Here is a 13,933-nt window from a genome sequence, read left to right as displayed (position 1 = left end):
TTTTCAGGACTGATAAATAAAAAATGAATAATTTAATATATAAACTGTTTTGAAGCCGAGACTCCTGAGGGACCGGGCCCCAACATAGAAAAATTCTATAAATAGAATTTTTACTGTAACGTGCAAGTTGGGGAAGCAGTGCTAGTCGAAGACTACAGGCTGAGACAGCACTCTAGGAAGGGACCCAACACAGAAAAACTGGTTATCCAGTTTTTTCATGCAATGCAGGTTGGGCATAGCGAGGCTTAAAAAATAATTATGTATCAGTCCAATTTGGGAGAGAACCTTTTTTGTATGTAAATTTGAAAATTATGGGTCTGGGATATATACACAAGAACAGTAAAAAGTTTCAAATGATTTTAATAAAAATGTAAATAATACATATTCGTGTTAAATAATAATAAAAGTGAATTAGCATTACGATAACACTTATTTAATTATCATCAAAATGTTAAAAATAACATAAATTAATTGAAAATAAATTTGAATTACTATTGAAATGAGCTATCAAAGCAGTTAACATAGGTGATAATGATTATCATTGAAATGAATTATCATTTAGTTTAAGGGAGAAAGTTTACAAATGACATACTTATTAAAGGGATATGTATTATTTATCTTAATTATCTTCTTGACTGTTAGCTCATTATTTATCGGTGTAAGTGAATTATCTTTCGCTGATATATTCCATCTTTCTAGTAAACAATTCAATATTTTATTCGCTAGTAGAATACCAAGAACAGTGAGTATTTTGATTTCTGGTAGTTCATTAGCATTAGCTGGGTTGATAATGCAACAAATGATGCAAAATAAATTTGTTAGTCCAACAACTGCTGGAACTATGGAGTGGGCGAAGTTAGGTATATTAATAGCTTTATTATTCTTTCCAACAGGACACATTTTAGTGAAATTAATCTTTGCTGTGATTTGTAGTGTTGGTGGTACGTTTCTATTCGTTAAAATCATTGATTTTATTAAAGTGAAAGATATCATTTTTGTTCCATTACTAGGTATTATGATTGGTGGTATTGTATCTAGTTTCACTACTTTTATTTCACTCAGAACGAATGCTGTGCAAAGTATTGGAAATTGGTTGAATGGAAACTTCGCCATTATTACCAGTGGACGTTATGAAGTTTTATATTTAAGCATACCTTTATTAATTGTGACTTACTTTTTTGCTAATCATTTTACGATTGTAGGAATGGGCAAAGATTTCACTAAAAATTTAGGATTAAGCTATGAAAAGTTAATTAATATAGCTTTATTTATAACTGCTACTATAACTGCTTTAGTCGTTGTTACAGTTGGAACGTTACCATTTTTAGGTTTAGTAGTACCTAATATTATTTCAATGTATAGGGGAGATCATTTAAAACATGCTCTTCCTCATACGATGATGCTTGGAGCAATTTTTGTGCTTTTTGCTGATATTATTGGAAGAATTATTGTTTATCCATATGAAATCAATATTGGATTAACAATTGGTGTCTTTGGCACTATAATTTTCCTAATCTTGTTAATGAAGGGTAGGAAAAATTATGCACATCACTAATAATAAAAAGTTAATGATACTCGCTATTGTCACTCTAATCATTAGCTTGGTGTATCTACTAGTTGGTTTAGATTTTGAAATTTTTGAATATCAATTTTCTAGTCGCTTGCGTAAATTAATATTAATGATATTAGTAGGTACTGCAATTGCCATTTCTGTTGTGATATTTCAATCCATTACTAATAACAGATTGCTAACGCCATCGATTATTGGGCTAGATGCAGTATATTTATTTATTAAGGTATTACCAATCTTTATCTTAGGTACGCAATCGATGTGGGTGACAAATGTCTATTTAAACTTTATTTTAACTTTAGTAACTATGGTCTTATTTGCCTTATTTTTATTTCAAGTTGTCTTCAAACTGGGTAATTTTTCTGTGTATTTTATTTTACTTTTTGGTGTCTTACTCGGTACATTTTTCCGCAGTATTACTAGTTTTATTCAACTTATTATGGACCCTGAATCTTTCTTAGCAGTACAAAGTAGTATGTTTGCTAATTTTAATGCATCTAACTCTAAATTAGTATTTTTTGGAGCTATTATTTTAATAATCATGTTAGTCATCACTATAATAAGCATACCGTATCTTGATGTAATGTTATTAGGAAGAGATGAAGCAATTAATTTAGGATTATCATATGATCGCTTAACACGATTGTTACTAATTATGGTTTCAATCCTTGTTTCAGTGTCAACCGCACTCGTAGGTCCTATTACATTTTTAGGTTTATTAACAGTCAATTTAGCTCATGAATTAATGAAAACTTATGAACATAAATATATTTTAATTACGACAATTTTCTTGAGTTGGATTAGTTTGTTTAGTGCGCAATGGGTAGTTGAAAATCTATTTGAAGCCACTACAGAAATGAGTTTAATTATAGACTTAATTGGCGGTAGCTATTTTATATATCTACTAATTAAAAGGAGAAATGCATAATGATTCATGTCGATAACCTTTCGAAAAACATACAAAATAATAGTATTTTGAAAGATATTACATTAGATATTCATAAAGGTTGTCTCACTTCAATGATTGGTCCTAATGGTGCAGGTAAGAGTACGTTACTTTCAGCAATTTGCCGTTTAATCGACATTGATCATGGTGAAGTTGAAGTTGATGGCCAATTAATGTCTGACTATAAAAATAATGACTTATCAAAAAAGATATCTATTTTGAAACAATCTAATCATACTGAGATGAATATTACAGTAGAACAATTAGTTAGATTTGGCCGTTTTCCATATTCAAAAGGTCGCTTAACTAAAGAGGATTATGAGGCAGTGAATCAAGCGTTAGATATCTTACAATTACATGATATTAAGGAGCGTAATATTAAAACATTGTCAGGTGGGCAACGTCAACGAGCATATATTGCTATGACTATCGCTCAAGATACTGAATATATTTTATTAGATGAACCATTAAATAATCTTGATATGAAACATGCAGTACAAATTATGCAAACTTTACAAATGCTCGCACACAATATGGATAAAGCGATTGTAATTGTATTACATGATATTAACTTTGCATCTTGTTATTCTGACCAAATTATCGCCTTAAAAGACGGCCAATTAGTAAAATCAGATGTCAAAGATAATGTTATTAAGAGTGATGTTTTAAGTGATTTATATGAAATGAACATACAGATTGAAGAAATTAAAGATCAAAAAATTTGTCTTTATTTTAAATAATAACGATTTCTTTAGAAGGGGTGATGCGATGATAAGTGTTAACTATATGTTTACATAAGCCACAACGTCACTTTGCACTACGACAAAAATTTTAAAGGAGAGTCTTTATAACATGAAGAAAACAGTCTTTTATTTATTATTAACTTTAGTATTAGTTTTAGCAGCATGTGGCAACAATTCAGAAAAAGAAGATTCTGCCACTGATAGTAAAGATTCAAAAGATACAGTAACAATAAAAAACAACTACGAACTTAGCGGTGAGAAAAAAGATGGCAGTGATGCCAAGAACGTTAATGAAACAGTAAAAGTACCAAAAAATCCTAAAAATGCTGTAGTATTAGATTATGGTGCTTTAGATGTAATGAAAGAAATGGGTCTTGCTGATAAAGTTAAAGCATTACCTAAAGGTGAAGGCGGTAAATCTTTACCAGATTTCTTGAGTGACTTTAAAGAAGATAAATATACAAATACTGGTAATTTGAAAGAAGTTAATTTTGACAAAGTAGCAGAAACAAAACCGGAAGTTATTTTCATTTCAGGAAGAACTGCTAATCAAAAAAACATGGACGAATTTAAAAAAGCAGCACCTAAAGCTAAAATCGTTTATGTTGGTTCAGATGATAAACAATTAGTAAAATCAATGAAGAGCAATACAACAAACATTGGTAAAATTTACGACAAAGAAGATAAAGCTAAAGAATTAAATAAAAAATTAGATGATAAAATTGACTCAATGAAAGATAAAACGAAGAAATTTGATAAATCAGTAATGTATTTATTAGTAAATGAAGGAGAATTATCAACATATGGACCTAAAGGTCGTTTCGGTAGTTTAGTATTCGATACATTAGGATTTAAACCAGTTGATAAAGATGTGAGTGATAGTACTCATGGTCAAAATGTTTCAAATGAATATATTAATAAAGAAAATCCTGATGTTATTTTAGCGATGGACCGTGGACAAGCTATTGGTGGTAAATCAACAGCTAAGAAAACATTGAACAATTCAGTATTAAAAGATGTTACTGCTGTGAAAGAAGATAAAGTATATAATTTAGATCCTAAATTATGGTACTTCTCATCTGGTTCTACAACAACAACAGTTAAACAAATTGAAGAATTAGAAAAAGTAGTAGAATAATAAAACAAGCGTGGCCACTTTTGTAACAAGAGTTACTAAAAAAAGTGGTCACGCTTCTTTATATTTCAAAATATAAATGGTAATGAAACTTACATCTTTGATTGAAATGACTGTGGCAATGAGGACAATTTTCTACTAGCATATAGTCATTAATCGTCATTTCATGCTTGCAAGCACCACAAAAAATGACATGTTCATTAAATTGACTTTCAGGCCAACGTTTAATTTGATGTGATTCATGTTCATTATGACATTTATAGCATGGATAATATTTTTGACAACATTTAAATTTAATAGCAATAATATCCAAACCCGTATGGTAATGTTTGCAGCGACTTTCAGAGTCTATAATTGAGCCAAAAATTTTAGGCATATTTACATACCTCCAACCATTAATCAGTTTTAGGATGTTCACCAATAATACGTACTTCTCTATTTAGCTCAACATCAAATTTTTCTTTAACAACTTTCTGCACATAATGAATTAAATCTTCATAATCTGTTGCTGTTCCATTGTCGACATTGACCATAAAACCAGCATGTTTTGTTGATACTTCAACACCACCAATTCGATGTCCTTGTAATTTGGCATCTTGAATTAATTTACCAGCGAAGTGGCCTGGAGGACGTTGGAAGACACTACCACAAGAGGGATATTCTAATGGTTGCTTTGATTCACGGCGTTCAGTTAAATCATCCATAGTTTCTTGGATATCATTAATATTTCCAGGTGCTAAAGTAAAGGCCGCTTCTAATACAACTAAATGTTGTTGTTGAATAATACTATTACGATAATCTAATTCGAGTTCGTTTGTTGTTAACTTAATTAACTCTCCTTGATCATTAACACATAAGGCGTAATCGATACAATCTTTAACTTCTCCACCATACGCGCCAGCATTCATATAAACTGCTCCACCAATAGAACCAGGTATACCACATGCGAATTCTAAACCAGTTAAGGCGTAATCTCGTGCAACTCGGGAGACATCGATAATAGCAGCGCCGCTACCAGCAATAATTGCATCATCTGAAACATCGATATAATTAAGCGCCAACAAACTAATAACAATGCCTCGGATGCCACCCTCACGGATGATAATATTTGAACCATTACCTAAATAAGTAACAGGAATTTGATGTTCATAGGCATATTTAACGATGGCTTGAACTTCTTGGTTTTTAGTAGGTATGATATAAAAATCTGCCTTACCACCAGTTTTAGTGTAAGTATAACGTTTTAAAGGTTCGTCAATTTTAATTTTGTCACTCGGAATGAGTTGTAGTAAATCTTGATAGATGTCTTCATTTATCACTTTTAAGTACATCCTTTCTCCTGTCTTTTATGTCATCTATATTATACCAATTTTAAAAATCATTTGCGAAAATTGAAAATATCTTGTGATAATAATTAATAATGTCTATTGTTTTAGTTTGTTAGAATTTTCTTATACAATTGGTCGAAGTATTGTTGTTTTTGTTGTTCATATTGTCTTATGCTCGTTGTATAATTTAATATCTGTTGTTTTTTAGCATCGAATTCCTTAGCAATAGCATTATTTGTAGCTAATAAATCATCGATGTCTAAGTACGCTTGAAATTTAGGTGAATCAATTTGGACAATATGTAAACGAACTTGTTGCTTTAAATCTTTCAAATTATTAAATTTAGCCATAACTACTTTTTTATGATATGCATGATGTAGTCGATAAAAACCAACATAATTGAGACGTTTTTCATCAAGCGCAGTAATATCGTGTAAATTATTCACACCTACTAAAATATCTAAAATAGGTTCAGTAGCATAGTTGAAGTGTCGTGTACCACCTATATGTTTAGTATATTTAACAGGACTATCTAATAAATTTAATAAAGTTGATTTAATTAAGTTATATTGGTGATTATAATTCGTATTTAATTGAGTTGTTATGAATGGTTGTATATTTGAATACATGATATTCTCCTTTAGTATCTAAACTAAGCGTATTACACGTAAAAGTCTGACATACTATACCATAATTTATTTTCATAATAAACATGTTTTTGTATAATGAATCTGTTAGGAGTGCATCTATGAAAAAATTTCTTATACCACTTTGTTTATTGATGATTATAGTTACTGCTAATGCTTGTAGTAATAAAGAACAACAAGACATTGCAAAATTTGATAATCAATATACAAAAGTTAAACAAAAAGATAAAGAATTACGTCAAGAAATAGATAACATACATTTAAAAAATTTAGATCAACTAAGTAAAACAGATACAACTGATAAAAATAGTAAAGAATTTAAAGCACTACAACAAAAAATTAATCAACAGTTGATGTCTAAGTTTAAACAATATGATAAAGCTGTGGAACAATTATCTGGTAAAACAGCTAAGACTAGATCGTTAAAAAAAGATTATTTGACAATTTTTAGAAGTAAAAAGCAAGATATTGATCAATTAAAATCATTTGTTGATTTGTGTAATCAATCGATTAAATATAATGAAGACATTCTAGATTACACAAAGCAATTTGAAAATAATAGATATAAAGTCGAAAGTGAAATCAACAAAGCTTCAGATAAAGGTGAAGCTAATACATTAACTAGTAAAATAGAAAAAAATAATGAAGCACTAAAAAAAGTAGCAAGTAAAAAGTTAAAAGACGTCGATGACAATAAAGCAAAAGAAGTTATTAAAGATGATATTATCCCACTTATTGATAAGCAAATTGCTGATATTAACCAAACTAATATTAGTGATAAAAATGTTAATAATGCTAGAAAAAATGCTATTGAAATGTATTATAGTTTGCAAAATTACTATAATACACGTTTTGAAACTATCAAAGTTAGTAATAAATTATCTGAGATTGATGTAGATAAGCTACCAAAAGAGGGTAAAGATATAATTAAGGATGATAAAGTTTTTGAAAAAAGATTAGAAAAAGTAAAAGAACAATAATAGAAATAGTTTTCAAATTTAAAAATTTTACATTAACTGTTAACATGACATCTTACAATGTGTATAATGGTAAACATTGAGATTGAAAACAAATGTGATGTCACGCGAGTCGTTATTTAAATGTGATAATTATTTATTGAGGTGAAAAGGGTGGCTATAAAGCTAAGTTCGATCGATCAATTTGAACAAGTAATAACAGAAAATAAATATGTATTTGTTTTAAAACATAGTGATACATGTCCTATTTCAGCTAATGCATATGATCAATTTAACAAATTTTTATATGAACGAGATATGGATGGATATTACTTAATCGTACAACAGGAACGAGAATTATCGGATTATATTGCGGACAAAACAAATGTTAAACATGAATCACCACAAGCATTTTATTTTGTTGATGGTGAAATGGTTTGGAATAGAGACCATAGCGATATAAATGTTTCGTCATTAGCGCAAGCAGAAGAATAACTATAAGCATAATGATGAAGTCATCTAGTATAGTAATATAAATTATAATGATAACTAATCATGTTATTCATACAAGTAGAGCCTGGGTCAATATGTTGTCTCAGGCTTTTCTTAATTGATTGAGTTAGCTTTTAAATATGAAAAATATCCTAAAAATCTGTATAATGTTAACATGTATTTGAAATTAACATATGAATGATACTAAATGATAGATTAATCAAATATCAAAATAATCTTTATTATATAAGTTGAAAATTCTCATTGTAGTAATTAGTTAAAAAGAGAACGTTTAATATACAACAAATCACAAAAAGTAAAAAAGGTGGTTATATTAATGAAAGTATTAGTAGCAATGGATGAATTTAATGGAATTATTTCCAGTTACCAAGCAAATAGATATGTTGAAGAAGCAGTTGCAAGTCAAATAGATACTGCAGATGTTGTACAAGTTCCATTATTTAATGGAAGACATGAACTATTAGATTCTGTCTTTTTATGGCAATCAGGAGAAAGATACCGTATACCGGTACATGATGCAGATATGAATTCAGTAGAAGGCGTCTATGGTCAAACTGATTCAGGCATGACGGTCATTGAAGGTAACTTGTTTTTAAAAGGTCACAAACCAATTGAGCAACGTTCAAGTTATGGTTTAGGTGAGATGATTAAACATGCTTTAGATAATGATGCACAACATATAGTTATTTCTTTAGGTGGTATAGATAGCTTTGATGCTGGTGCCGGGATGTTACAAGCATTAGGTGCAACATTTTATGATGATGAGGCACGTGTCGTTGATGTATCCCAAGGCGTAAGTAGTATTAAATATATTAGACGAATTGATATGACCAATATTCACCCTAAATTAGCATCTGCTCGTATTCAATTGATGTCAGATTTCTCTAGTAAAATGTATGGTAAGAATAGTGAAATCATGCAAACGTACAAAAGTCATCATTTAAGTCATAATGAAGCGGCAGAAATAGATAATTTAGTGTGGTATTTCAGTGAATTATTCAAAAGTGAATTGAGATTAGCAATAGGTCCAGTTGAACGTGGGGGTGCTGGAGGCGGTATTGCTGCTGTTCTAAGTGGACTGTATCAAGCTGAAATATTAACAAGTCACGAACTTGTTGATCAATTAACGCATCTTGATCATTTAGTAGAACAAGCAGATTTAATTATCTTTGGTGAAGGGTTAAATGAAAAAGATCATCTGTTAGAAACAACAACATTAAGAATAGCAGAACTATGTCAGAAGTATCATAAAGTATCTATCGCAATTTGTGCGACGCCTGAAAAATTTGATTTATTTGAATCCCAAGGTGTAACAGCAATGTTCAATACCTTTATTGATATGCCTGATAGCTATACAGATTTTAAAATGGGTATTCAAATCAGACATTATACCGTTCAAGCTTTAAAATTATTGAAAACACCGTTTGATACCACAAAATAATATATTCAACGATTGTCGTTTTGCTCAATTATGTAAAAGTTAGATGTGGATTTTTGATGACGGTCCCAGATGAGCCCCACTATTTTGGCAAGACTGACTAGTATTATAAAAAGTTAATTTATCAACATTTTATAATACAGATAGTTACTGCTAATCGCTAAAAATTTATTATAGAATCTTTTTGTCGCAAACTGAAAACGTAAAAATAGCCGTACATAGAGGTAACTGAAACACTGTTGTTTCAACTATAACTTCTATGAACGGCTTTTATTTTAGGGTTCTCTCCCAAATTGGACTGATATATAATTATTCATTTTTTTTATCAGGCCTAAAAAATAGATAACCTATCTTAGTATGATTTGGTATTAGTTGTCATTATTGTTATTTGCAACTTCTTCAACAATACCAACGATTACTTGAACAGCTTTTTCCATAACGTCAATTGATGCGTATTCATATGGACCATGGAAATTGCCACAACCAGTAAAAATATTTGGTGTAGGTAAGCCCATATACGATAATTGAGAACCATCTGTTCCACCACGTATTGGCTCAGTATTAGGTGTAATGTCTAATTTAGCAAAGACACGTTTTGGAATATCGATAATATGCTGCAACGGCACAATTTTTTCAGCCATATTGTAGTATTGATCGTGTATATCTACTTTAACAGGATAATTTTCAAAATGGGCATTAATATCATCTCTAATTTCTAACATGCGCTTTTTACGTAAATCAAATTGTTTCTTATCATGATCACGAATGATATATTGTAATGTAGCTTTTTCAACATTACCTGAAAAATTCATTAAATGATAGAATCCTTCGTAGCCATCAGTACGTTCAGGCACTTCTGCATCTGGCAATAAACTATCAAACTGTTCTCCTAATTTAATAGCATTGACCATAGCATTCTTGGCAGAGCCTGGATGAACATTTACGCCATGACATGTAATAGTAGCTTCGGCAGCATTAAAACTTTCATATTGTAATTCACCAAAATGACTACCATCCATGGTATAGGCGAAATCGGCATTGAAACGTTTAACATCGAATTTGTGAGGGCCACGTCCAATTTCTTCATCTGGTGTAAAACCTATACGAATCTTTCCGTGTTTGATTTCAGGATGTTCTAATAAGTATTGAATAGCTTCCATAATTTCAACAACACCAGCTTTATCATCAGCTCCAAGTAAAGATGTACCATCAGTAATCATTAATGTATGATCCTTTAAATTTGATAATTCAGGAAAAACTGCAGGGTCTAATACACGGCTAGTGTCACCTAATTTAATAGCTTCGCCATCATAACTTTCAATGAGTTGTGGATTAACATTGGTTGCATTAAAATCAGGTGACGTATCGACATGAGCTAAGAATCCTACAGTAGGAACATCATAATCAATATTACTTTCAAGTGTTGCAAATAAATAGCCGTTATCATCGATATCAGTAGCAACATCCATTTGTTCTAACTCTTGAGCTAATAAATTCAATAAATCCCATTGTTTGTTAGTTGATGGTGTTGCTGATGACGTTGGATCAGATTGTGTATCAATTTTGACATATCTAGTTAATCTATCAATCAATTGTGCTTTCATCATTTCAGGTCCCCTTAAACTCTATTATTCATGTTATAAGACTTTTTGTAAGTTTTACCTTTGATTTTACCATATAAATGTTTAATACGAGTGTATAGATAGTATAGAATTTCCGAAACTAATATACCGAAGGCAATAGCTCCAGAAATTAATGTTACTTCTAAAAATGTATTAATAGCATCTGTGTAACTATTCGATACAAGGTATCTTGTAGCCTGATAAGCTAAACCACCAGGTACTAACGGTATAATACCGGGTACAATAAAAATAATTACTGGGCGTTTATATCTGCGACTCATTGTATGACTCATTAAACCAAGTATCAAACTTCCTAAAAAGGAGGCGCCAACTTTTCCTAAGTCTAAATCAACGGTAAACTGATAGATCGTCCAAGCTACAGCTCCAACAAATCCACAAGCCGGTAACAAGCGCTTTGGTGCATTAAAAATAATCGAAAAAAGCACTGTTGAAATAAAGCTGATTGTAAAATGGAATAAATAAAATAGCATAATTTAACAGTCCTTTCTTATAATAATAAAAGTACAATCGCTACACCAGCACCAATAGCGAATGAAGTAAGTGCTGCTTCAACACCACGTGACATACCAGCTAATAATTCACCAGCTAACAGGTCACGAATGGCGTTAGTGATTAAAATACCAGGTACTAAAGGCATCACACTTGCAATAGTAATAATATCTTGATTGGTTGCAATACCTAATTTAGTGAATGTAGCGGCAATAGAAATAACAACTGCAGCAGCAACAAATTCTGAGAAAAATTTAATTTGGATATAACGTTGCACAAAACTAAAGGTTAAAAATGCAGCACCACCAGCAATAACTGCAATCCAGCAGTCGGAAGCCACACCACCAAACATAAATAAGAAGAAACCACATGCTATAGCAGCGGCAAAAACGTTCATGATAAATGAATATTGTAGTGATGCATGTTGTAAATGGATAAATTCTGATTTAGCTTCATCAATAGTTAATTGTTGGTTTGAAATTTTACGGGATAAACTGTTAGTTAATGCAATTTTTTCAAGGTCAGTTGTACGTTCACGTATTCTAATTAGGCGGGTATTCGTTCTATCATTTAAAGAAAAAATAATTGCAGTCGAACTAACAAAGCTATATGTATTATGAAGCCCATAACTATGAGCAATTCTATTCATAGTATCTTCAACACGGTATGTTTCAGCACCAGATTCAAGTAAAATCCTTCCAGCTATTAACACTACGTCAATCACTTTATTTTCATCAATGATAGTGATTGAATCAGGCATACATGTCACCTCCACAATAAATAATTTAAAAATTTGAATAATTGAAGTTTACAACTTGTTATGCCAACTTTCAATAGACAGTTGGTATTATTTACAGAGAGAGATAAAAATAAAAAATAAACTGCTAATAAAAGTTAACGCTATTTCATGACAGCGCTAAAATTATATTAGCAGTTAAGTTATTTACAGTTGAATGATTGGATTAAACATTACTTTGTTTCGTCCTTCATTTTTCGCTACATGTACCATATCATCAGCATCTTTAAAAACTTTACGTTGTGATTTTGGATCGTCAGCAGTTAAATAGCCGACACCAATCGATACTGATAATTTAATGACTTCTTTATCTGGAAGGTGGAATGATGATTTTTCTACTCCAGAACGAATATTTTCAGCAAGTCTAACACTTTGATCTAAAGTATAACCTGCGATAACAACTGAAAATTCTTCGCCACCATTTCTGAAAATCTTAAATTGAGTTGGTACATAGTTTTTTAATAGTTGTGACATTTGTTTTAATACTGCATCACCTGATTTGTGTGAGTATGTATCGTTAACATCTTTAAAGCCGTCGATATCAATTAATAATAATGCGATACTTTGGTTGTCTTGTTCAGCCTTGCGAGATACTTCATTTAAATGACGATCAAATTCTTTAACATTACCTAAACCTGTTAAGTAATCGTACTTGTCTTCATTTTCATAGCGATTGACTAATGAGAAAAAATGCCAAATGTCTACAAAAGTGATTGCAGAAGCTAAAGTTATAATAAGTGACATTGGAATTAAAATTATCACTTCATTTAAACTATATAAAGGACTGACAAGTGCAATTCCAAATAATATAATTATAGTAATAATATTAAGAATGAGTAAGGCAATAATATCATTTTGTTTTAAAAATGGTCCAATGGCACTAGTTACTGCTGCAATAACAAGTAAAGTAACACCATACATAATTGAATTGTCAAAGACAACAATTTCAACAATGGATACAATAACCGTTGCAGATAGTGTATATACCATATTAGTGTAACGACCTAAAAATAATAACGGAACAAATGTTAAATGTATTAAGTATTCACCTCTATATGGAATAGGGTATACTGATAATAATAATGAAACAATTGTCATGAGAACAGTTACATATCCTTTTGAGAATACCATGCGTTTATTTTCGGAATACTGTAATCTGTGAAATAAATATATACCAGCGACAATAACAGATATATTATAAATGAAAGCTTCGAACATATCTTAATCGACTCCTTTAATTGACCACTAGCTATTGTAAGTGAAAACTTACATTTTGTCATTAGTTAACAGATAAAATAACATAATCTAGTGACATTAATGTTAAAATGTTCACTTAAATGTTATGATTAAAAAATAATTTGTTTACATAAATATATATAAACGATATTAATGAAAATAGTTGCATATTAAAATACAGTGATATATTGATAAAGACATTAATGAAAATAACATATGATAAAGGGACCCAACATAGAGAATTTCACCAAGAAATTCTACGGACAATGCAGGGACCCGTCATAGAAAAATTTTATAACTAAAATTTTTACTTTAATGTGCCAGACGGGCAAGGTTGGGCAAGGGACCCAACATAGAAAAACTGGATATCCAGTTTTTTCATGCCATGCAGGGACCCGTCATAGAAAAATTTTATAAAGGATTACAGTTGACACTATTAGTGCAACTGCATAGGGACCCAACACAGAAAAATTCTGAGCAAAGAATTTTTACA

At 30.6% G+C, this 13,933-nt stretch carries 14 protein-coding genes; 7 read left to right on the top strand and 7 right to left on the bottom strand.

Annotated features, from left to right (window positions below; genetic code table 11):
• Positions 1–583: 583 nt before the first annotated feature.
• From CD113_RS09845 to CD113_RS09830, 4 genes are all read left to right on the top strand, one after another.
• Positions 584–1,555, top strand: a complete 972-nt coding sequence (locus CD113_RS09845; RefSeq protein ID WP_002463844.1) for an ABC transporter permease — start codon at positions 584–586, stop codon at positions 1,553–1,555.
• Entirely contained in the window at positions 1,542–2,498 is a 957-nt protein-coding gene (locus CD113_RS09840) for an iron chelate uptake ABC transporter family permease subunit (protein ID WP_002463843.1), read from the top strand. Before CD113_RS09845 ends, CD113_RS09840 begins: the two co-directional genes overlap by 14 nt.
• Positions 2,498–3,256, top strand: coding sequence for an iron ABC transporter ATP-binding protein (locus CD113_RS09835; protein ID WP_002463842.1), 759 nt, complete (start codon positions 2,498–2,500; stop codon positions 3,254–3,256). Before CD113_RS09840 ends, CD113_RS09835 begins: the two co-directional genes overlap by 1 nt.
• Positions 3,257–3,368: 112 nt before the next feature.
• Entirely contained in the window at positions 3,369–4,397 is a 1,029-nt protein-coding gene (locus CD113_RS09830; protein ID WP_002463841.1) for a ferrated catecholamine ABC transporter substrate-binding lipoprotein SstD, read from the top strand.
• A 58-nt stretch (positions 4,398–4,455) separates the two neighbouring features.
• Here CD113_RS09830 and CD113_RS09825 read toward each other — a convergent pair whose 3' ends face one another.
• From CD113_RS09825 to CD113_RS09815, 3 genes are all read right to left on the bottom strand, one after another.
• The gene (locus tag CD113_RS09825; RefSeq protein WP_002463840.1) at positions 4,456–4,770 is read right to left on the bottom strand and encodes a CHY zinc finger protein; all 315 of its coding nucleotides are present in this window, start codon (positions 4,768–4,770) and stop codon (positions 4,456–4,458) included.
• A gap of 19 nt (positions 4,771–4,789) precedes the next feature.
• The gene (gene murB, locus CD113_RS09820) at positions 4,790–5,713 is read right to left on the bottom strand and encodes a UDP-N-acetylmuramate dehydrogenase (protein WP_002463839.1); all 924 of its coding nucleotides are present in this window, start codon (positions 5,711–5,713) and stop codon (positions 4,790–4,792) included.
• 113 nt (positions 5,714–5,826) lie between these two features.
• Positions 5,827–6,351: a GrpB family protein gene (locus CD113_RS09815; protein WP_002463838.1), complete on the bottom strand. Its 525-nt coding sequence runs from the start codon at positions 6,349–6,351 to the stop codon at positions 5,827–5,829.
• A gap of 119 nt (positions 6,352–6,470) precedes the next feature.
• Between CD113_RS09815 and CD113_RS09810 the strand changes: the two genes are divergently transcribed.
• From CD113_RS09810 to CD113_RS09800, 3 genes are all read left to right on the top strand, one after another.
• Complete coding sequence (locus CD113_RS09810) at positions 6,471–7,349, top strand: EMYY motif lipoprotein (protein WP_095092593.1); 879 nt, start codon at positions 6,471–6,473, stop codon at positions 7,347–7,349.
• Between the two features lie 150 nt (positions 7,350–7,499).
• Entirely contained in the window at positions 7,500–7,820 is a 321-nt protein-coding gene (gene ytxJ / locus CD113_RS09805; RefSeq protein WP_002463837.1) for a bacillithiol system redox-active protein YtxJ, read from the top strand.
• 334 nt (positions 7,821–8,154) lie between these two features.
• Positions 8,155–9,279, top strand: coding sequence for a glycerate kinase (locus CD113_RS09800; protein ID WP_002463836.1), 1,125 nt, complete (start codon positions 8,155–8,157; stop codon positions 9,277–9,279).
• A 365-nt stretch (positions 9,280–9,644) separates the two neighbouring features.
• On the opposite strand, the gene pepT is transcribed toward CD113_RS09800, so the two are convergent.
• The 4 genes from pepT to gdpS form a co-directional block, all read right to left on the bottom strand.
• The gene (pepT, locus tag CD113_RS09795; RefSeq protein ID WP_002463835.1) at positions 9,645–10,880 is read right to left on the bottom strand and encodes a peptidase T; all 1,236 of its coding nucleotides are present in this window, start codon (positions 10,878–10,880) and stop codon (positions 9,645–9,647) included.
• 14 nt (positions 10,881–10,894) lie between these two features.
• Positions 10,895–11,389 (bottom strand): threonine/serine exporter family protein, encoded by a 495-nt coding sequence (locus CD113_RS09790; protein WP_002463834.1) that lies wholly within the window; start codon positions 11,387–11,389, stop codon positions 10,895–10,897.
• Between the two features lie 17 nt (positions 11,390–11,406).
• Positions 11,407–12,168 carry a threonine/serine exporter family protein gene (locus CD113_RS09785; RefSeq protein WP_002463833.1) on the bottom strand — a complete coding sequence of 254 codons (762 nt, stop codon included), beginning with the start codon at positions 12,166–12,168 and terminating at the stop codon, positions 11,407–11,409.
• Positions 12,169–12,351: 183 nt separating this feature from the next.
• On the bottom strand, positions 12,352–13,422 hold the full coding sequence (gene gdpS / locus CD113_RS09780; protein ID WP_002463832.1) for a GGDEF domain-containing protein GdpS: 1,071 nt from the start codon (positions 13,420–13,422) through the stop codon (positions 12,352–12,354).
• Positions 13,423–13,933: the final 511 nt, after the last annotated feature.

This window comes from Staphylococcus simiae (assembly GCF_002902085.1).
Classification (GTDB): domain Bacteria; phylum Bacillota; class Bacilli; order Staphylococcales; family Staphylococcaceae; genus Staphylococcus; species Staphylococcus simiae.
Note: the sequence above shows the minus strand (reverse complement) of the source record. Positions and strands in the feature narration are given on the sequence as shown.

What these genes read in the sequence shown, in the direction of transcription:
- CD113_RS09840 (WP_002463843.1), top strand. Translation starts at nt 1,542, where the DNA reads ATGCACATCACTAATAATAAAAAGTTAATGATACTCGCTATTGTCACT.
- CD113_RS09830 (WP_002463841.1), top strand. Translation starts at nt 3,369, where the DNA reads ATGAAGAAAACAGTCTTTTATTTATTATTAACTTTAGTATTAGTTTTA.
- CD113_RS09790 (WP_002463834.1), bottom strand. Translation starts at nt 11,389, where the DNA reads ATGCTATTTTATTTATTCCATTTTACAATCAGCTTTATTTCAACAGTG.
- CD113_RS09800 (WP_002463836.1), top strand. Translation starts at nt 8,155, where the DNA reads ATGAAAGTATTAGTAGCAATGGATGAATTTAATGGAATTATTTCCAGT.
- CD113_RS09785 (WP_002463833.1), bottom strand. Translation starts at nt 12,168, where the DNA reads ATGCCTGATTCAATCACTATCATTGATGAAAATAAAGTGATTGACGTA.
- CD113_RS09825 (WP_002463840.1), bottom strand. Translation starts at nt 4,770, where the DNA reads ATGCCTAAAATTTTTGGCTCAATTATAGACTCTGAAAGTCGCTGCAAA.
- CD113_RS09810 (WP_095092593.1), top strand. Translation starts at nt 6,471, where the DNA reads ATGAAAAAATTTCTTATACCACTTTGTTTATTGATGATTATAGTTACT.
- CD113_RS09815 (WP_002463838.1), bottom strand. Translation starts at nt 6,351, where the DNA reads ATGTATTCAAATATACAACCATTCATAACAACTCAATTAAATACGAAT.
- gdpS (WP_002463832.1), bottom strand. Translation starts at nt 13,422, where the DNA reads ATGTTCGAAGCTTTCATTTATAATATATCTGTTATTGTCGCTGGTATA.
- CD113_RS09835 (WP_002463842.1), top strand. Translation starts at nt 2,498, where the DNA reads ATGATTCATGTCGATAACCTTTCGAAAAACATACAAAATAATAGTATT.
- CD113_RS09845 (WP_002463844.1), top strand. Translation starts at nt 584, where the DNA reads ATGACATACTTATTAAAGGGATATGTATTATTTATCTTAATTATCTTC.
- pepT (WP_002463835.1), bottom strand. Translation starts at nt 10,880, where the DNA reads ATGAAAGCACAATTGATTGATAGATTAACTAGATATGTCAAAATTGAT.